14 protein-coding genes are annotated in these 20,340 nt (G+C 59.9%); 6 read left to right on the top strand and 8 right to left on the bottom strand.

Translation table 11 applies throughout. The features are described 5' to 3' along the window. Positions 1-1,356 precede the first annotated feature (1,356 nt). The 7 genes from G5V57_RS02850 to G5V57_RS02820 form a co-directional block, all read right to left on the bottom strand. The gene (locus G5V57_RS02850) at positions 1,357-2,865 is read right to left on the bottom strand and encodes a DEAD/DEAH box helicase (protein WP_165166104.1); all 1,509 of its coding nucleotides are present in this window, start codon (positions 2,863-2,865) and stop codon (positions 1,357-1,359) included. A gap of 454 nt (positions 2,866-3,319) precedes the next feature. Then, positions 3,320-3,595: a transcriptional regulator gene (locus tag G5V57_RS02845; protein ID WP_165166103.1), complete on the bottom strand. Its 276-nt coding sequence runs from the start codon at positions 3,593-3,595 to the stop codon at positions 3,320-3,322. Positions 3,596-3,684: 89 nt separating this feature from the next. After that, positions 3,685-4,113: a hypothetical protein gene (locus G5V57_RS02840; protein ID WP_165166102.1), complete on the bottom strand. Its 429-nt coding sequence runs from the start codon at positions 4,111-4,113 to the stop codon at positions 3,685-3,687. Beyond that, positions 4,110-5,384 (bottom strand): site-specific integrase, encoded by a 1,275-nt coding sequence (locus tag G5V57_RS02835; RefSeq protein ID WP_165166101.1) that lies wholly within the window; start codon positions 5,382-5,384, stop codon positions 4,110-4,112. The genes G5V57_RS02840 and G5V57_RS02835 overlap by 4 nt, the downstream gene beginning before the upstream one ends. 972 nt (positions 5,385-6,356) lie before the next feature. Then, a complete protein-coding gene (locus G5V57_RS02830; RefSeq protein ID WP_165166100.1) occupies positions 6,357-6,524 on the bottom strand; it encodes a hypothetical protein in 168 nt (55 codons plus the stop codon). Positions 6,525-7,007: 483 nt separating this feature from the next. Beyond that, positions 7,008-7,454, bottom strand: coding sequence for a hypothetical protein (locus G5V57_RS02825; RefSeq protein WP_165166099.1), 447 nt, complete (start codon positions 7,452-7,454; stop codon positions 7,008-7,010). Positions 7,455-7,707: 253 nt separating this feature from the next. Then, a complete protein-coding gene (locus G5V57_RS02820; protein WP_165166098.1) occupies positions 7,708-8,607 on the bottom strand; it encodes a hypothetical protein in 900 nt (299 codons plus the stop codon). Between the two features lie 188 nt (positions 8,608-8,795). Between G5V57_RS02820 and G5V57_RS02815 the strand changes: the two genes are divergently transcribed. Both G5V57_RS02815 and G5V57_RS02810 read left to right on the top strand, forming a co-directional pair. Next, positions 8,796-10,004 (top strand): hypothetical protein, encoded by a 1,209-nt coding sequence (locus G5V57_RS02815; RefSeq protein WP_165166097.1) that lies wholly within the window; start codon positions 8,796-8,798, stop codon positions 10,002-10,004. Beyond that, positions 10,004-10,414, top strand: coding sequence for a hypothetical protein (locus tag G5V57_RS02810; protein WP_165166096.1), 411 nt, complete (start codon positions 10,004-10,006; stop codon positions 10,412-10,414). The genes G5V57_RS02815 and G5V57_RS02810 overlap by 1 nt, the downstream gene beginning before the upstream one ends. Positions 10,415-10,438: 24 nt before the next feature. On the opposite strand, the gene aspT (G5V57_RS02805) is transcribed toward G5V57_RS02810, so the two are convergent. Next, the gene (gene aspT, locus G5V57_RS02805; RefSeq protein WP_165166095.1) at positions 10,439-12,130 is read right to left on the bottom strand and encodes an aspartate-alanine antiporter; all 1,692 of its coding nucleotides are present in this window, start codon (positions 12,128-12,130) and stop codon (positions 10,439-10,441) included. 417 nt (positions 12,131-12,547) lie between these two features. Here aspT (G5V57_RS02805) and G5V57_RS02800 point away from each other — a divergent pair, with 417 nt between their 5' ends. The 4 genes from G5V57_RS02800 (at position 12,548) to G5V57_RS02785 (ending at position 20,128) form a co-directional block, all read left to right on the top strand. Next, complete coding sequence (locus tag G5V57_RS02800; RefSeq protein ID WP_165166094.1) at positions 12,548-14,155, top strand: bifunctional aspartate transaminase/aspartate 4-decarboxylase; 1,608 nt, start codon at positions 12,548-12,550, stop codon at positions 14,153-14,155. Positions 14,156-14,262: 107 nt separating this feature from the next. Next, entirely contained in the window at positions 14,263-17,025 is a 2,763-nt protein-coding gene (locus G5V57_RS02795) for a decarboxylase (protein ID WP_246737500.1), read from the top strand. 95 nt (positions 17,026-17,120) lie between these two features. Continuing rightward, positions 17,121-18,809, top strand: a complete 1,689-nt coding sequence (gene aspT / locus G5V57_RS02790) for an aspartate-alanine antiporter (RefSeq protein WP_165166093.1) — start codon at positions 17,121-17,123, stop codon at positions 18,807-18,809. Between the two features lie 128 nt (positions 18,810-18,937). Continuing rightward, complete coding sequence (locus G5V57_RS02785) at positions 18,938-20,128, top strand: cyclopropane-fatty-acyl-phospholipid synthase family protein (protein ID WP_165166092.1); 1,191 nt, start codon at positions 18,938-18,940, stop codon at positions 20,126-20,128. The last annotated feature ends 212 nt before the right edge of the window (positions 20,129-20,340 follow it).

The following is a 20,340-nucleotide window of genomic DNA, read 5'->3' as shown; positions in this document are numbered from 1 at the left end:
CGCGCAGTCGAACTGGTCTCCACGCAAGCAGTGTAGCGAATCTCGGAAACACTTTTCTGGCGTTAGAGATTTTCCGCAAACATCGAGCGTGCCGGACGACACAGAGACTGACAGAGACGCAATCGCTCCCGCATTTGAGCGCTAAGTCGCGGAAATATCGGGTAAGTTCGTATCCTTATCGAAAGCCCGATAATATCAAGGAGTGAGTGGTGGAGCCCGTCGGAATCGAACCGACGACCTTTTCGACTATCCAAGGCAGTGGACCGACCAAGCCAGGCAGTTGATCAGCGATAGCGGAATCAACCATTGGGATAGTTCCACCTGTCTTGCATAGCGTAAAAAAACCTGACACCAGAACGCCACACAAACTGGTCGTGTCCCAACATTTTGACGCGGTGAAAAAAATCTCTCTATGACGGCCTCGGGGGTCCGCTTCAGCGCCACCTTGCAGACTTTCGAGTCCCCCCTCCATCAGGCGGCGTCATCGTGGGGCCGTCTCCAACTCGTCGGCGATCGCAGGCGGGTTTCCGGCCGGGAAAGGCATTGAGGTCAGTAAAGGTCGGCATCGAGCCAGGCGGGACATTGGCCGTGAGACAGGTGTGTCCGTTTACCATCGGGGCTTTGCGCTCTAGCGCTTGCCTGTTGGTCACCGCCGTCTCCCTGACTCAGGATGATGTACACTGGAGACATCACCTCGGTGTTTTCCCGAGCCCCCTTCGTGCCGTGAGACAGGTGTGTCCACTGGATTAAGAAAGGTACTTTGCGGACACACTTGTCTCATCGATCCATTGGTCTGCGGACACACCTGTGCCACCGGTTCACGGTTCTGCCTGCGGTACCACGACGCTCGCGATATGCCCTCTGCTTCCCAAGGCTTGAGACGTGACAGAGATTTGCCTTCATATTCGGCGCGTGGCTTTCGGCCCTGATCCCGGCGAGCGTCTCCCTTACGCTCGCGGTCCCGACGCTTTCGCTGTTGCTTGCGCGCTTCGGCATCAAGGTCTTCGGGGCCGATCTGCCACAGCCGAAGCCCAACGCGGGTGACCCAATCCATGCGGAGCATCCTACCGAGAGTATCGGCCTTGAGGGTCAGCGGCTTCTCCGCAATCTCATCGGCGAGCTTCTGGGCCGCGTTAGTGTCTTTCCATGGCGCCGTGAGCTCGATCTCGTTGATGAGTTTCCGCACCCGGTCAGGCCCGGGAGGGTGACAGACGGCCTTGACGTGAAGGAGGGTGCGTAAGTCCTCCCGTCCGGCGTCGTCGTCGGGCACCGTGGGGCCACGATAGCGATATTTCAAAAGCCTGCGGACGTGCCCGAGCCGGACACGGTGCACGGCGGCCCATTTGCGGCTCGTGGTCACGCCGCCCTGCCTTTCGATTTGGCCCAAGCGATAATGCGTGACCTGATCCAGGCTCTCGTCTCGGCTCTCGGCTCGACCGGCATAGGATTATTGTTGGGCCAATGGCCGATACGGTTTTTAAACTGGCACCTCGGCCAGATGGGGTTGTAGCCGTGCTCGTTCGCGAGCCAGATCAGCTCCGCGAGGAAGCGGTCCTTTTCGAAGGCCGACCAATCGCGCGGATGGACCTTGCCCTTCTTGTCGACGCGTGCCAACTCGCCATCTTCGACATCGACCGCTTCGCCCCGCCTCTTAGGAAGCCAGCCGCATTGCGGGCAGGGCTCGCCAGCCACTCTGACTGCGCTACACTTTTGGCAGCTTACGAGCCTCGATCGCGAGCCCTCCTGCCGTCTGCTTCTGTGCGCAGAGTTCTCCGCCCGCTGATCCGCATCGAGCGTCCACTCGACGCGGTCCTCGACGCGACCATGCTCAAACGTGTTTCCGGCATGATCCAGGACAAGCGCATGGTCCTTGCCGGGGACTGGGCGAAGGACTCTGCCGACCATCTGCCGGTAGGTACCCATGTGCTTCGTCGGCCGGGCCAAGACGCAGCAGGAAACGTGCGGCTGATCCCATCCTTCGATCAAAACAGCGCAATTCGAGACGACCTTCAATTGACCACTGGATAACTGGGCGAGAATCTCCGAGCGCTCTGCATTCGGCGTAGCTCCATCAATGTGGGCAGCAGCCACGCCCGCCCTGTTGAACTCGTCCGCGATGTGCTTGGAGTGCGCGATCGACGTCGCGAAGACAACCGTCTTCCGCCCAGCCGCCAGTCGATGCCAATGCGAGACGATATCCCCGACGAGCTTCGGTTTGTCCATGCGCTCGGCAAGCTGATCTTCCGCATAGTCGCCGCGCTTGATCTTGACGCCCTTGAGGTCTGGCGTCTCAGGCGCATAGACGATGGTTTTCACAAGATGCCCGAGGTCGATCAACTCCTGAACGGACGGGCACTGAACCATCTCGTTGAACACGTTACCCAAACCTCGCCCGTCAGACCGACACGGCGTCGCTGTCAATCCGACAACTTTGGCATGGGGATAGGCGTCGAGCAGTTGCTGATACAACGACGTGCGAACTCGGTGTGCTTCATCAACGATGAGCAGATCGGCTCTCGGAAGGATCATGCGCTCGCCTCGGATGGCGCGGGCATGAATGGTCTGGATGCTGCCGACCTGGACCGGCGCATCGTCATCGCGGCGAAAATCACCGGCAAGGATGGTGCCCGATTTGATTCCGGCGTCGTCGAGCTTTCGGCAAGCTTGGTCGATAAGCTCGCGACGGTGCGCCACCATCAGGACACGTTTGCCTTTCGCAACGGCCCCGGCAATTATGGCCGATGCAATGACGGTTTTTCCGGCACCGGTCGGCGCGACGAGAAGGGTGCGTTTCGATCCATTCGCTACTGCCGCTCGCAGTTCGTCGATGACTTCAATCTGATACTGGCGAAGGTTGATCGTCATGGCGCCCGCCTTTGCCTCTCGCGCCAAAGCTTCAGTAAGTAACTACGGTCAAGAGGATGATCGGCAAGCCAGCGATTGACATATGCACGGTCATAAGTTCGCGCGACGTACCAGAATGCGTCGATCGTCGAGCGCGGCGTCACATATGTCCGCAGCTCGGGCGCCTGCTTCTTGGTCGGTCCGAGCATGCAGCGCTTGATAAAGTCGTCATTCAGCGGGCAGGTGGGACACGGATACCTGCGCGTCATCGGTTCGAGCTTCTGGCGGGGCGGTCGGAAGAGAGTGTTCACTACACGTCGTCCTTCCGATGCTTGTCTGCGTGGCAATCGGAGACTTGCGTCGGCGATTTAGAGTTGGTATCGAGAGGACCGTCGTGCTGCTCGCCGACTACTTTCTCAGGGGCCTGTCCGGATCGCCGTCCGGCAGGCCCCGATGCTTTCATGGACATGGCCGATCACGAAGCTCCGCGCGCTTTCGACGCCTTGGCGGCGGCTATGGCAGAGGCTTTGGCGGCGTTCTTCGGGGCCTTGGCAGCGATCTCGGCCTCGGCTTCGGCCTCCCGCTGCTTGAGCCATTCACGATCGGCCTCGATGGAGATCAACGTGCGGTCGCCGACCTTGTGGACGCGCGGTCCCTTGCCGGCTTTCTGCAAGTTATAGAACATGCCCCGCGAAAACCGGCGAGCCGTGCACCATTCGTTGATCGTGAAGGCGAGAGCTTGAAAGTCCATGTGTCCACCTCAGCGATTATGGGTGAACACCCTTATTAATACCTCTTCATCAGCGCGCTACAACAAAGAGGTCCGAAAAATTCGGATAATTATTCGGACTCGCAGCGCTTGGGCTGGCGGCAAAGCTTTCTCATGTTCTCGATCGACTTTCTGGTTTCACGCTCGGCCTTGAGTGCAGCCAAGCATTGCGATCGCGTCGTGCCCGTCTTGCCGAAGCGCCGTTGCACCTGATGAATCGCCTCTTTGACGGAGATGCCTTGGTCGTCCACGAGCCGCCCCATTTCCATGCCTATTCCATATTGTTGGTTGTTCCGTGGACGACCAGCGCCTCGTGCCGGAACAGGCTTGAGCACGAAGATCCCACGCTCCGGTACGCCCCTCAGGCAGTCAGCGAGTTCGCGGCAAAATTCCGGCGAGGGGTTGCCGCGCTCCAGAACCTCGACAATTTGCTCGACCCGCTCGCCCATGGTGAGCTCGCCGAAGGTGAACACGTGCCAGTCGTGGGGATCGCTGCTCATTTGGCGCCGCCTATCGGCGTGACATTCGTCTCTTCAACCGTGCCAAACCGGGGCGCGCCTGCCCTGATCTGGTCGGCCACGAAGGACGGGGCCAAATGCCCATAGTGCTTTTCGACCATGCGCGTATCGGAATGCCCAAGGTTCTTGGCGACGACCATCAATGGGACGCCGGCCATGACGCTCAAGCTCGCCCATGTGTGCCGCAATCCATGGAAACCGATCGACGGGCTGATGCTACCAGCCTTGCAGGCGGCCGCCATCGGACGGCTCTGATGGGCATGACGCCAGGGACCGCCATTGTGCGTGAAGATGATCTCATCGCCCGCTTTGCCCAGAGTGACGGCCCTGAAAAACTCGCCGCCTTCCTCAGTCAGGATGACGTGGCGCGCCTTGCCGGACTTGCTATCGCGGATCGTGACGGTGCCGACATCGGGATTGAAGTCGGCCACCTTGAGCGCCGCCAACTCGCCATAGCGGCATCCAGTCTTGAGCGCAGCCTGTACCATCTTGCGGAAAGCTGGCTCCGCAGCGTTCACCAGCCGCTTCGCCTCGGCGATGGTGAGATAGCGCACGCGGGCCCCATCGACGCCAGCATAGGGCAGGACTCGCCGCCATTCGGCATCCGACGTGACCTTGCCTTCGCGCCAAGCGTGATTCAACGCGGCCTTCAGGACTGTCAGAATGCGATTAGCTGTCGCTCGCCGCTGCCTGATGCTCTCGGGATCATCGGTGAGCTCGGCATATTTCTGGGGCTGGCCCTTCCGGGTCCGCAGGCGTGTCGCTGTCTTCGCCTCGTTGCGTAGCCAGTGGCGCAACTCACTGGCCTTGAGCTTCGAGACGTCCTTGCTGCCGAGAACGGGGATGATCGACGCATTTGCCTTGTACCTCGCGTCCTGGGCCGACTTGCGGGCATCCGCCATCCAGATCAGATAGTCGTCGACCGCCTGCTCGACGGTATAGACCGCGGACACCTTTTCGGCGGGACCAGCCAACTGTTTGTGAAGGTCGTGCGCCTTCTTCTGCGCCTGCCAAAAATCGAGCACAGTCGAGCCGTTGGCATTGAGGCGGTCGTCGGCATCGGCGATAGTCTCGACCCGATAGTCGCCGGACCCGACATAGAGGCGCGCCACCCATCGCCCGCCGCTCTGGTTCTTGCGATACCCCAGGTGAAGGCCTTGCCCGAGCGAGCGATAATATGGCTTGCCCCTAACTGGCAGCTTCTCCCGCGCCGCCCTGCTGTCCAACATCTTGTCGTAAACCCGCTTCGCCACGGCTGAAACTCCCCTTTGTCCAACGCTTTGTCCAATATATATACGTGGACAGCGCTAGGCAAGCGTGGGCGCAAGTATATGTTTTCTTTATTTTATATGAAGTTAGTCTGACATCCATGAACAACTGTAGACGGGTTTACATATCTCTCACAGCTGAAACAGGGGTTCGAGTCCCCTAGGGGGCGCCAACCCACTTCCCAACATCATGATTTTCCAGCCTCTTTCCTGAGTGGGACAGCGAAATCCTGCGCCAGTGGGACAATTCCTGTTGCCGGCGCATTCTGCGCTGCGGTCGGTAAGATCAGGTGCATGGCCGATCCCGCCAGGCGCTTCTGTTCGGCCGCCCTGGTGTAAACCTCGGCCTGTTGCAGCGTCGTCCACCCGAATATCGACATGAGCTGATGCGCCGGCGGCGCTGTGTGACCGGATCGAGCAGGCGCCATTCTTGCGAGAGGTAATAGCGGTTAGTCAGCTAGCGCAAAGATTACTTCAGCGCTTTCGCTTTCGTGGACGGCAACACTTTCTCTCCCACAGCCTTCACGGCTTCATAGGCTGCGTCGAAATCTTCCGAGTGAATGTCGGGCAGGCGGATCTTCCTCATGCCCGCGCGCCGGTAGTAGTAGCGCGCATTTCCGTGGCGATCTTCGTCCCGGATGACGGTGCTTGTATTCGACCTCCACTTTGACCATGGCGTTATTCGCGGCTCGTTCACCCTCGGCAAGACGCGCGCGAGCAGGGCGTCTGGTTAGTCGCACCTCGCACCGACTCGCGCGCCTCCGCTTCAAGGCAGCAACTTCATGGGAACGGGGTACGGCTCTCAAGGAGGTTGTTGCCCAGAACCTCAACAATTCCTCGCCAAGCTACATCGAGATAAAAACTCTTCCGCTACCTTGCTAACCTCGCGTCATCTCGCTTGGCGGTCCGGAGGGTAGACGAAAGGCCTCCCCTAAGGGAGGCCTTTTATATCAGCGCTTATTCGCCACCGCCGCCGCCGTCAGCGCTGCCATGCCCACGGCCATCCGGCGCGCCGCCGTTGTTAATGCCGCTGTCACCGCCGGGCCCACGACCATCGGCGAACGCGGCCTGACTCGCTGCCAACATTGCCAATACTGCCATTGTGGCGAGAATGGTCTTTTTCATAGGCTTCTCCTCTGTCAGATAATGTTCTGACTCAGCGAGCCGTCCACAACCGTAAGTATGTTGAACAATCGAATTTACGGCAAGTAAAAATCATGCGGTGGGATTCGCAGAAAATACAACGCAAAAATGAAACAAACTTGCTCCCGTTACTTGCCGTTACGTCCGAATCTCGACTGCCCTTGCGTCGTTTTCAGGCGCTAGAGCTGAGCTTGCTTGAGGTCCGCGTCGATGGAAGGAGCTGGGACGTCAACGGGGGTTGGGGCAGGCCGACGCCTGAGAATTGCATGTCTGCCAGTCATCCGCCAAGTCACAAGTTATGCGCACTAAGTGCGCCGTTTCTAAGTCGAAACGAAGATCCGCCCAGCGCCTTGCAATCCGCGCACAATCCGCGCATCGTCCCGGCCGCGCCGACCGGATGACAGGGCCACAAGCCTGAGCCGTCGCATTCCAGGCACCTGATCCAGCCGGCGCGTCCCTGTTATCTCAGCCTTCACGCCACATCCGCCCGTTGCGCGAATTCACGTATATGACATAAGAATTGCCGTTGTGCCTACCGCGGAATGTGTAGACACGGCCATCGCACTCGCGGGGCCTGACCCTGTTGTAGCCGCTATCGCGCACAATCTGCGCAGCCTCATTGCAGCTCAATCGGCTATCGCGATAGCTCAATCGGCCATCGCCATAATCGCCATAATCGCCATAGCCGCCATTGCCCAAATAAATATCGATGTCGTCTGCCATCGCGGGTGCCATGCCGATCAGGCCGAGTGGAAGGGCGATACCACAAGCAAGCAAAGTTTTCCGGAACATTAATACCTCCATGAAATGCAATACTAAGTGAAGAACGATGCTTGCAACGCCCCGGTTCCCGCACATTGCTTTACGAAATGTTACGACCGCAGTGCCGCAATCGCGCCAGCTGAGCCGCAAGATCAGCCCGCCAGAGAATGCGCGAACGGTTATCCTCGCATCTCTGACGGGCTTTTAGGGCGTGCCTGCCGTGTGACAGGCAACAGGAAATGCCCGAAAGGCCGAGGATGTTCCATCTCGAGATAGAATCTTTTGGGGCGACCTTTCATTTGAGATGTTCCGCCGGCGTCCCGATGTGCAGTGCGGTGAGTGCTGAGCGCCGGCGGGGCGTAGCCATATTGAAACGAAGCCCCGAAATTCGACGGTAGGTAGGTCAACGACGGCAAAATGCTTGGTGATTACATGGGCGTTCCAGGGGGTGAGGCAGCTGTCGATTTACTCGTCCGCATTTGTCGCCGTGGCGCCTAGAGCCTTCGCGACAACGGATGCCCATTCCGTCGCCGACACCCGGTGACCATAGGGTGTCAGATGCACATTGACGGGAAAATGCGTGAGCGGTCCTTCCCCGGTTTGACTCGTTGAGCGGCATCAAGGCCCCTTGCGAGCTGGCGGTGTAGTGGTAGTCGATGTTTCTGTCGGAATCGAGAAGCCAACTGATCTGATCGCGCAACAACCACTCGCCTGAAGCGTAGACAAGTGAAAGGGCATAGCTGTATGACAACGCATCCTCAAGGGCGCTCTCCGCGGCCCGACGATCTTGGCCAAACAGCCGGAATTCTTCGTAGCGGAGCGCATCCCTGAGATCGTTCCCCTCATAAATGTTGAGTATTACCACACGCGGCTTGAGGGCAAGGCCGAAGTGTCTGAGCAGCTCGACATATTCATAGGGGCCGATCCTGCCGATGCTTATGTTGTAGGTCGTCAGATAGCTGATCTCCTCGAGATAGCTGGTGCTCGTATCGGTGGCTTCAACCCCCGAGCAGAAGACGAAGGAATCGCCCAGGACAACAATGTCCACACTGGGTCTTTCGGCTTTCGCAGGGGGATTGCAAAAGCCCTTCGCATCCATGCGGTGAGTCTCCGTGGCGCTGGCGGCGAGATCGGCCGGATCGCGTACGGTTATGCCGGAGCTGTTCGGCGCCAGGATGTAATGCGAGGGACTATGGTCGTATCGCCGTTCGGTCGGGATGACAACGATGTCGTTGACACTGATATAGTTGAGCCGGTCGGCGATATGACGGCGCAGTTGCGCCGGAAACTTCGAAAGCCCCAATGTCGCGCGTACGCATGCTACGTGCCGCCAAACGAAGGAACGTTCGTCTATGATGGGCGTGCGACGAAAAAGAGGCGGATTCGACGCCCTTCCCGGCTGCCCGCGCCGGCGCTGGCCTTCCGGTCTCCTCCGTGATCAAGTGTCCAGGCGGGGAGATCGTCCCCTCGCATCAAATCGGGAGGATTGCCATGTCCGTCAGCGAAAACCTTGCTGTCCAGATGCATCAGCAGGACACCGATTATTATTGCGGCGCAGCGTGCGCGCAGATGGTGCTGGAAACGATTGGCGCCGGCCTGCTCGACCAAGACGACCTCTATGCCGACAATCACAGCCACAGCACGCTTGACCCCGGCTGGTACACCGGGCCGGATGGCCTTCAATGGACGCTCATGGACCGCCGTCCACCGACCTTCACCAATTATTTCGCCCTGTACGCGCTGGACACCGAAGACCTGATCTCGCGCAAACTGTGCTGGACGATCCGCCACTATCAGGTTGCGCCGATCGCGCTCGTTTACGGCTGGGCGCATTGGATTACCGTTCGCGGCTACACCGCCAGCGCCCATCCCATAAGCTCGAGCGATAACGGCTATGCGATCGAGGCCTTCGACATCAACAATCCGTGGCCGCCAACTCCCAGTTTCTACACGCCCGCGCTTGCGCCGCCACCGCCGCACAATGCCGGCGATGGATGCGGCACGGGCGGCGACCGCGGCATCGCCAACGAGCATGTGACCTATGCGACGTGGCAGTCGACCTATATGACCGGGGTGCCGGCCGGTTACTGGAATGGCAAGTTCGTCGCCCTGTGCGATCCGGAGCCGCCCGCCCCGCGCGGTGGCCGGATGCGCGAAGCGCCCAAGCGCCGCGGCAAAGGCGACCTCATCGAACCGAGAACCGCGGCGGAATTTGCGGTAGCGGGGATGCGCGATTACGGACTGTTCGAGCGCGAGGATTGGGGCTCCATCCTGCGCAAAGCCAAACCGAGGCCCGGCATGATGGTGCAACGCCTGGACCGTCTCGACAGCTACTACGCGCTCGTGCCATTCGAAGCGAACAGGGGAATCGTGGCCATGGCCGCGGTCGACGGCCGGTGGGGCGACTATATGCAGGCGGCTCTCCTGCCCAAGCCGCGTCGCGCCGGCTCCTGGTTGACGCTTGAGCAAGCATTCAAATCGATCCTCGGGAAGCGTATCGAGCTCGGCGATCGGAAGGGCCGGCTGCTCGTACGCAAGCAGTCCGTGTGCATGTACCCGCATCTCGTGTGGCGGCCGTGCCTTGAATCGCTGTCGCCATATTTTCCGTTCTATATGTTCACGATCGGCGGACACCGTCTTTATGTGCGTATCGACGGTCCCGTGTTCGCGTCGCTGACGCTCGATCTGAAAGGAATCTGATGCCGGGCGCTTCCGAGCAGGCGATCGCTCAGGCGCGCCGGCTCCTCAGTCTGCCACAATCGCCGGAAGGTCGCGCGTGGCGGGTCCGGCGGCTGGATGGACAGAACGCATATTTCCTCGTCCACGTGGCCGGGAGCGTCGCATGCATCGACGCCGCCGGTGGGGAGCTTCTCGCGTCAGCGGCCGCCGCAAACACGCCGGTGAGCGTCACATCCGAAGCGGCGCTGGCGCTCGCCGGGCTCGGCGATACGGCGGCAGCAGAGCTGGTCTGGAAACCCTGCGCCGCCACGCTATCAATGTTCGACCCGCTATGGTCGGTGACGCACGAGGGCCGCGAGGTGTTCGTCGATCAGCGGCGCAAGGTGTGGCGGACGCTGCCGCCGAAGTCTCCGGGCGGCGGCGCGGGCTGACCTAGGTCAACAGCGCGGGCTGACCTAGGTCAACAGAATGACCATGACCATTCCCCAAATCGTCAACAGCGTGTTCCCGACCGCATAGGTGACCGTATAGCCGAGCCCGGGGATCTGGCTCTTGGCGCGGTCGTTGATCATGCCAAGTGCTGCGGTTGTCGTGCGGGCGCCCGCGCAGCATCCCAGCAGAATGGCGGGGTGGAACTTGAATATGTATTTTCCAATATACATCGCGAGAATCAGCGGCACGCTCGTGGCAAAAATACCCCATAAGAACAGGCTGAAGCCCAGTTGCTGCAGTCCGGCAACAAAACCCGGCCCCGATGAAATACCAACGATTGCGATAAACATGTTCAGGCCGACGGAATTCATGAACCACACCGTCGACGACGGAATCCGACCGAAGGTCGGATGCACCGATCTCAGCCAGCCGAAGAAAAGCCCGGCGATCAGCGCGCCACCTGATGTTGACAGCGTCAACGGTACATCACCGACCTTATAAACAAACGCTCCAATCAGAGCGCCGATCGCGATCGCGCCACCGATGAAGGCAACGTCAGCAACATCGCTTGGCCGGTCCGGGACGCCCAGGGCCTTGGCTGCCGCCGTCGTGTCCTGAGTACGCCCTACGAGAGTGAGGATGTCGCCGCGATGAATCTGCGTGTTCGGCAGTATAGGAATATCGGTGGCGGTGGCGCCACGCGCGATTCTGCGCAGAAACACGCCGCGCGCCGTTGGCCACTGCGCCAGTTCAGCCAGCGTCTTGCCGTCGGCCTCCTTGCTCGTAACCAACACGTCCACGCCTTCCACCGGCACTGCCAGCAATTCGCGATCGTCAACTTCCTCGGCTCCCTCGCCGATCAGCTGCACCAGAACCTCCCGACGGCCGGCGACAGCGACGACATCGCCCGCCTGAATGCGGGTATCCTCTGTCGCGTCCAGGATCTTTCCGTCCCGCTTGAGGCGCTCGACGAAGACGCGCTCACCCGGGACGAGTGCCTCAGCCTCGCGTGCGGTGAGGCCGACGACCTTCCCGCCCTGCCTGACGCGGAAAGCCCGCAGCTCGTAATGGTGCCAGGCTGTGCCGGCGCCACCCTGCAGCTTCTTGCCGCCACTCTCCTCTTCATAGCGCTTGCATTCCGCCTCGAGGTCGATGCCCAGCAAGGCGGGGCCGATCAGCGCCAAGAGGATGGCGGAACCCACGGTGCCGAAAATATAAGTGACGGCATAGGCCACCGGCATTGCGTCGAGCAGACGCTTGGTTTCCTCAGGAGACAGACCCAGGCGATTGATCGCATCCGTCGCCAACCCCATTGAGGCCGAAATGGTCTGCGACCCCGCATATAATCCGGCTGCCGAGCCGACGTCATAGCCGGCGAATTTCGCGGCCAAAAATGGTGCGGCCAGGCAACAGACGGCAACGACTGCCGCGAATAGTGCTTGCGGTACGCCGTCCTTGGCGATGCCTCGCACGAATTGCGGTCCCACCGAATAACCCACCGCAAAAAGAAACATCAGGAAGACCGTCGCCTTGAGGGGAGGCGAAATGGTGATGCCAAGCTGTCCGATGATGATGGCTGCGATGAGTGTGGCCGTCACCGCGCCGAGGCCGAGCCCCTTGTAGTTGAAGGCGCCGAAATAGTAGCCAAGGCCCAAAGAGAGAAAGATTGCGATCTCCGGATAGCTGCGGAGCGTGCTCACAAACCAGTCAACCATGAGTCCCTGCCTTTTGCGTAGTTAGGCGGTATCGGCGACGTGCAATGAACCGTGACTTGAATGGCCCTCTGCCCAAGTCACCAAATGAGACTACACTCTTGCGTGAGGAATTCAAGGTGCTAGGATCACCAGTTGCAAGCGTCGATCGTCGTTGATCCATGAATAATGGCGTGGAGCGCGCTTACTGCTCCGCTCATGCTCTGATCGTGCAGAACTGCCATTGCGCCTACAAAGCAAGTCACAAATGTAGGGGGCCCGCAAGGAGAGACGGTGAGCCGGAACCGTCACGAGCGATGAAAAATCCTCAAGCCAAGGTGCTTCTGTCTGGCGGCGCCGACCGAATAGGCATCAGTGAAACAAGGGCGGGGATCAAAGGCCGACTGAAAAGGCGCGCCTATTAGCGACGGAGGAATGTAAATGAAGACGATCGATTACCGCGAATATGAGAAAATGAGCCCGTTCGAGATCAAGGACGGGTTGATCAAGCTTGCGAAGCGCAGCGCGCAGAAATCCGCCCACGCCCTGCTGAATGCCGGCCGCGGCAATCCCAACTGGATCGCGACGACCCCGCGCGAGGGCTTCTTTCTGTTCGGTCAGTTCGCGCTGACCGAATGCCGGCGGACGATGGATAATCCGAAAGCCGGGCTCGCGGGAATGCCGCAAATGAATGGTATTGCCGCGCGTCTCGAAGACTGGCTGGCCAAGCATTCGGAAATGCCGGGAGCCGGCTTCCTGTCCAAGATGGTGGACCATGGCGTGAAATCCTTCGGCTTCGATGCCGACGCTTTCGTCTTCGAACTGACGGATTCGATTATTGGCGACAATTATCCAGTTCCCGATCGCATGCTCATACATGCGGAGCAGGTCGCTCATCGCTACTTGATGTGGGCCATGGCCGGCGACAAGCCACCGGCGGGCAAGTTCGATCTCTATGCCGTCGAAGGCGGCACCGCCGCCATGTGCTATATCTTCAAGTCGCTGATGGCGAACCGTATCCTGAAGAAGGGCGACACCATTGCGATGGGCACCCCGATCTTCACGCCCTATGTCGAGATAGCCGAGCTCGAGGATTACGCCCTCCACGCCGTTCACATCAAGGCGACACAGGAGCATCGTTTCCAATATTCAGATGAGGAAATCAAGAAGCTCGAGGACCCGAAGATCAAGGCATTTTTTATCGTCAATCCGGGGAATCCGACCTCGATGGCGGTCGATGCTGCGACACTCAAGAAGCTGGTCGACCTGGTGAAGAAGAAGCGCCCGGATCTGATCCTTCTCACCGACGACGTGTATGGCACCTTTGTTCCGAATTTCCGTTCGTTAATGGCGGAACTGCCTTACAATACTATCGGCGTCTACTCCTATTCGAAATACTTTGGCTGCACCGGCTGGCGTCTTGGCGTCATTGCGATTCATGAGCGAAATATCCTTGACGACATGATCGCCAAGCTTCCGCCCAAGGAGCTGGAAGCACTCGATAAGCGCTACATCGCGATAACGCTCGAGCCGCGCAAGCTCAAGATGATCGACCGGATCGTGGCCGACAGCCGCGACGTGGCACTCAACCACACGGCCGGCCTTTCATTGCCGCAGCAGGTGATGATGACCATGTTCTCGCTCAGCGAACTCATGGATACGGAGAAACTGTACCAGAAAGCTTGCATCGAGATCTGCAAGCGTCGTGTCGATAGTCTGCTCGAGGGGCTGCCGCTCGATGTCCAGCCGAACCCCAACTTCGCCTACTATTATGGAACCTTGGACTTTGAATTCTGGCTGCGCAAATACCAGGGCGAGGAAATGGTCAAGTGGCTCAAGAAAAATGTCCATCCGCTCGATCTCGTCTATAAGTTGGCAGAGGACCATTCGATCGTATTGCTCAATGGTGGCGGCTTCCAGGCGCCAAACTGGAGCGTGCGTGTTTCTTTCGCAAATCTCCCGGATGACGTCTACGATGACATAGGGCGTTCCGTGCGTGCGGTGGCGCGCGGTTATGTCGATGCGTTCAAAGCGTCGCAGAAGAAGTAACGGCGCAGTCGAGAATGGAAGCCGGCAATATCTAGGTCTGATGACACTCTGACCCCGCCACGGTGTTCGTTGGAAACATGAATCGCTTGGATCTGGAGGGAGTAGCAATGGCCACCGCGGATAGGATCGACAACTTCTTAGCCATGCAGTCGGCACGTTCGGATCGCTGGCGCGAGGTGCTGACTGCCGCTCAACAGTGGGCGTCAGGTCAGGGCAGCCGCGCTGCCGTCGAGGATAGCCTGGGCGATATTTCCGTCATCGAAGAATTCCACGCCTATCCGGGCGTGCGGCTGATGAGCCGTCTGCGCGAAAAGATCGCCGCCGGCGATGCCGGCGCGACCGCCGAGCTTGTCAGCCGGTTCGCGAATGCGATTCTCACGAAGGCCTATTCGCATCAGGTGGAAACCGATCAGGCGGGGGAGAGCGGCGATGCACTGCCGGAATTGCTGCCGAGCGTGATTGCCGGGCGCGATGCACGGCGGCCCTATTTCGAAGTGTTGCTCGTCACGCCGCAGCCGCCTTCGCGCTGGGCGGTGCTGAGCGCCGAACTGCGCCGGTTGCGCAGAGTGGAGGATTCTTTCGTCTACGAACCGGTCATTGTCGGAAGCTTTGAAGACGCGCTGTGCGCGGCCATTGTGAACCCGCAGATTCTTGCCGTCATCGTCGCAGAAGGCGTGCCCTTCAGATCGAGCCACGACGCGCCGGTATTGCGCCGCATCCTCGACCAGACGATGGGTACCCTGGCGGCAGACGCCTCCGCCTTGAGGCTAGCAGGCATCCTGAAGAATCTCCGCCCGGACCTCGACATCTATGTGACCACCGACCGCGCCGTCGAGAAACTCGCTTCCGATCCCGCGGCCGCCTGCGCCACGCGGATTTTCTATGCCGTGGAAGAGCTGCTGGAGCTTCACCTGGCGGTTCTGGAGGGAATTCAGAAGCGCTTTGAAACACCGTTCTTCGACAATCTGAAGCGTTATGCGCAGCGCCCGATCGGCACATTTCACGCTTTGCCGATCGCGCGAGGCAAATCGGTGTTCCAGTCGGAATGGATCCGCGACATGGGCGAGTTCTACGGCATCAACCTGTTTCTGGCCGAGAGCAGCGCCACGACAGGAGGCCTCGACAGCCTTCTTGAGCCGACAGGCAACATCAAGAAAGCCCAGGACATGGCGGCGCGCGCCTTTGGCGCCGACCACGTGTTCTTTGTGACCAATGGAACGTCAACGAGCAACAAGATGGTGGTCCAGGCGCTGGTCGCTCCCGGCGATATCGTCATTGTCGACCGCAATTGTCACAAGTCACACCATTACGGCCTGGTGCTCAACGGTGGTCAACCGCTTTATGTGGAGGCGTTTCCGCTCACTCAGTATTCGATGTATGGCGCGGTGCCGCTGCAGTCCATCAAGAAGGCGCTGCTGGATCTGCGTGACGAGGGCCGCCTCGACCGCCTCCGTCTCCTCGATCTCACCAACTGCACCTTCGATGGCCACATGTACAATACGCGGCGGGTGATGGAGGAGTGCCTCGCCATAAAGCCGGATCTGATCTTCCTTTGGGATGAAGCATGGTCGGGCTTCGCGCGCTGGTCGCCCTTCCTCAGGCCGCGGACCGGCATGGGCGCCGCAGCCGCCATCGAAAGCTGGCTGCAGGATCCCGCCTCGGTTGCGGCCTATGAAAAACAGCAGAAGGATATGGGCCCAAAACCGTCGCGCGAAAAGCTGATGACAACGCGGCTTGTTCCCGATCCACGCAAGGTGCGTTTGCGCGTCTATCAGACCAATTCCACCCACAAGTCCATGTCGGCCATACGGCAGGGTTCCATGGTGCTGGTCAAGGACGTCGACTTCGGATCCGTCGAAAGCCAGTTCCACGAGGCCATATTCACCCATGCCTCGACCAGCCCCAACCAGCAGTTGATCGCGAGCCTCGATGTGGCCCGGCGCCAGATGGAGCTCGAAGGTTACGGCCTGGTCATGAACGCAATCTCCGTTGCCCTGAAGATCAGGGCGATTGTCAACTCGCATCCGGTGATCTCGAAATACTTCAAGGTGCTCGGCGCCGACGAATTGATTCCCGAGGTCTTCCGCCAGTCCGGTTTCGTCGACTATCTGGTGCCGGGTACGACGTGGGCCGATATCGTCAAGTCGATGCGCGAGGACGAGTTCTATCTCGATCCGACCCGCATGACCCTTGTGTGCGGAAACGCCGGCTTTGACGGAACTCAATTCAAGGGCCTGCTGGCAAGCCGCTTCAACATCCAGGTCAACAAGACATCGCGAAATTCCGTATTGCTGCAATCGAACATCAACAATACGCGCAGTGACATTGCCCATCTCGTTCGCGTTCTCGTCGAGATTTGCGGCGAGATCGAGGAACGTTTCGCGACCGGCGGCGAGGGCGAGCGCAAGGGTTTCGCGGCGCGAACCAAGAGTCTGATGCATGACGTGCCCGATCTTCCGAACTTCAGCCGCTTCCATGATGCGTTCAGGGGCAATGCCGGCAAGCATACGAATGAAGGCGACATGCGGACCGCCTTCTTCATGGCCTATGACGAATCGTCATGCGAGTACGTTCCGCTGAACAGTCCTGAAATCAACAAGCGGCTGGAAAAAGGTCCGGATCTGGTTTCGGCAAACTTCGTTATTCCGTATCCGCCGGGCTTCCCGATCATGGTACCCGGCCAGGTGCTGACGCAAGACGCGATCGGCTTCATGCGCAAGCTCGACGTCAAGGAGATTCATGGATACGAATCCGCGAAGGGGCTGAAACTGATCAGGCCGGACAAGCTGCGCCACGCGGGCGCTACGTCGAAGCCGAGAAAGAACGCATCTAAGCCGAGAAAGAATACATCGAAGCCGAGAAAGAAATAGCTTGGAGAGCGACGCAACGACCTTTCTCATATCGATCCGATCCTCGCATCGGCACGCCTTGAAGTTCCAAGTGGAACTGCATTGGGGAACGTAGGATGGATTACATCGCAACGGCACTTCGGCAGAATCCCGAACTTGCGATCTTCCTGACGATCGCCATTGGATTCTTCATCGGACGACTTAAATTTGGGAGTTTCAGCCTCGGGATCGTCGTCGGGTCGCTCCTGGCGGGCGTCCTGATCGGGCAACTCGACATCAAGGTCCCCGCGCTCGTCAAGACGGTCTTCTTCGATCTTTTTCTGTTCACGACCGGCTACAAGGTCGGTCCACAGTTCTTCCGTGGATTGAAGAGCGACGCCCTGCCGCAATTAATCCTGACTGTTGTCGTGTGTGTGACTTGCCTCCTCACGGCATTCGGAATGGCGCGATTGCTCGGCTACGACGTCGGCACGGCTGCCGGCCTCCTGGCCGGCGCGTTCTCGGAATCCACAGTGATCGGCACGGCTGGTGATGCCATCAACCGCCTGGCGATCCCGGATGCGGATAGAGCAGCGCTCATCAACAATATTCCGGTGGCCTATGCCGTGACCTATCTCGTGGGAACGGCCGTGCTGGTCTGGTACATTCCGACCATCGGGCCAAAGCTCATGCGCATCAATCTGCGGGAAGAAGCGGCGCGGCAACGCGCTGAAAGCGGTGAGGTAGGCCAGATGCAGGAAGGCATCAGCTCGGCAGCGCGACCCTTCGATGTCAGAGCCTATCGGGTCACCACTAAGAAGCTGATCGGGAAGACAATCGCGGAGCTGGAGTCGCTGCCCAAGGCCGTCCGCATTGCTATCCTGCGCGTCAGGAGCAACGATGGAATCAAAGACTCGGCGCCTGACATCGTTATCAAGGAGGGTGACGTTATCGCCGTCATGGGCCGATACGAGGCGCACGCGACCCGCGGAGAGGAAGTTATCGGACCCGAAGTGAGTGATGAGGCTCTTCTGAACCTCCCGATCGATTCCCTCGATGTCGTGGTGACGCGACGCTCAGTGGCGGGCAATACCCTGACCAATTTATCGCAGCTTGATATCGCCCGCGGGGTGTTCCTTGCCCGGCTCACCAGGGCGGGGGTCGAGATCCCGCTGGCGCCCCGCACAAAGGTCGACCGGGGCGATGTGATGCGTCTGGTTGGCACCGTGGCCGAGGTCGAGAAAGCGGCAAAGTACCTGGGTTATCCTGATCGTCCCACCGCGGCAACCGACATGGTCTTTGTGGGGCTGGGCATCGTTCTCGGAGGTTTGGTGGGTCTGCTGTCAGTGGCGGTCGGAGGCATACCCCTGACCCTTACGGCCAGCGGCGGCGCCCTCGTCATGGGCTTAGTCTTCGGTTGGATGCGCTCGGTTTACCCATTCTTCGGCCGCATTCCGGAGCCGGCGGTCTGGATATTCGATACTCTGGGCCTGTGCATCTTCATCGGTATCGTGGGTCTCACCGCGGGGCCGAGCTTCTTTACTGGGCTGCAGACGACCGGCTTCAGTCTCGTCTTCGTCGGTTTGCTCTCCGCACTTCTGCCTCACACTCTGGGGATTCTCTTTGGTCGTTACGTGCTGAAAATGAACCCACTCATCGTACTCGGCGCCTGCGCCGGGGCAGGGACCATCACTGCCGCCCTTCGCGCCGTTCAGGATGAGGCCCAGAGCAGCGTTCCGGCTCTGGGCTACACCGTGCCATATGCCGTCGGAAACATCCTGCTTACGGCGTGGGGACCGATCCTGGTCGCGATGATGTCCGGCTGAGCGGCGGTTGGGACTAAAACTATCCCGTAGCTTCAGGGCGAGACGTCATAGCGCTTTATCTTCTTGTTTGCGCATGATCTTATCGGAAACGCGCTTCGCGCTTTTCCGGATGATGCTCCAGGGTTCCGATGATCGAGTCCTTTCTGCGCAGGATGATCAAGGTTGGCGACCTGACGGTTCGCCTGCCCGGCGGCCGTACGCTCAAGGCCGGGGATGGCAGCGGCGCGCCGGTGGTTCTGCGCATGTCGGCCAAAGCGCTGCGTCGTATCGCTCTCAATCCGGGGCTGGCCTTTGGCGAGGCCTATATGAACGGCGAGCTGGTCTTCGAGCAGGGTGGCCTTTGGGACCTGCTGGACATGGTGGGCCGCAGCGGAGGCCGGGCGCCCGCCAAGGGGCGCGGCTCGCTGCTAAAGCGCCTCAAGCGGACGCTCAAGCGACGCCTCCAGCAGGCCAATGGCCGGTTGGCCTCGCGCCGCAATGTCGCGCACCACTACGACTTGTCGAACGACCTCTACCGGCGCTTCCTCGATTCAGACATGCAGTATTCCTGCGCCTATTTCAGCCGGCCGGACATGACCTTGGAGGAGGCCCAGGCGGCGAAGAAGGCCCATATCGCGGAGAAGCTGAAGATCGCGCAGGGGCAGAGCGTGCTGGACATCGGCTCCGGCTGGGGCGGGATGTCCATGACGCTCGCCAAAGACTACGGCGCCAAGGTCACCGGGGTCACGCTTTCGACAGAACAGCTCAGCCTGGCGCGTGAACGCGTGGCGGCCGCGGGGCTGACGGAACGGGTCGCTTTCGAGCTCCGGGACTATCGCGACCTGGCCGGCTCCTTCGACCGGATCGTCTCCGTCGGAATGCTGGAGCATGTGGGCGCGCCGAACCTGCGCGCTTATTTCGAGACGGTTCGCCGGCTGCTGGACACCGACGGAGTCGCGCTCATCCACAGCATCGGCCGGATGGAAGGTCCGCGGGCCACGAACGCCTTCACCCACAAGTACATCTTTCCGGGCGGCTATGTGCCGGCCATGTCCGAGGTAACAAAGGCCATCGAGGATGCCGGGCTGTGGATCACCGATGTGGAGGTCCTGCGTCTGCACTACGCCGAGACGCTGAAACATTGGCGCGAGCGCTTCATGGCCGACCCGGAAATCCCCGCTCTCTATCCCGAGACGTTCCGCCGTATGTGGGAGTTCTACCTGGCGGGCTCGGAGATGGGCTTCCGCTATGCGGGCCACATGGTGATGCAGTTCCAGCTGACCCGGCGCGTCGACGTCCTGCCGGTCACGCGGGACTACATGCTGGAGAACGGCGCCTAGAGAGGGCGGTGCGGCCGATCTTCGCGGGAAAGCCTCGTCGCCCACCGGCGACGAGTTGGATGCGACCCCACCTGCAATATTTTAGAGCGCCGGACGCTCACATGGAATCGATCCGGCGCTCTAACTCTTTGATTTGCGCATCGGATTATCCGAAAACCGCTTCGCACTTTTCGGTCCGATGCTGTAATGTCGCTCGGTGGAGGGTGCCGCGC

The organism is Nordella sp. HKS 07 (assembly GCF_011046735.1).
Lineage (GTDB): Bacteria > Pseudomonadota > Alphaproteobacteria > Rhizobiales > Aestuariivirgaceae > Taklimakanibacter.
Note: the sequence above shows the minus strand (reverse complement) of the source record. Positions and strands in the feature narration are given on the sequence as shown.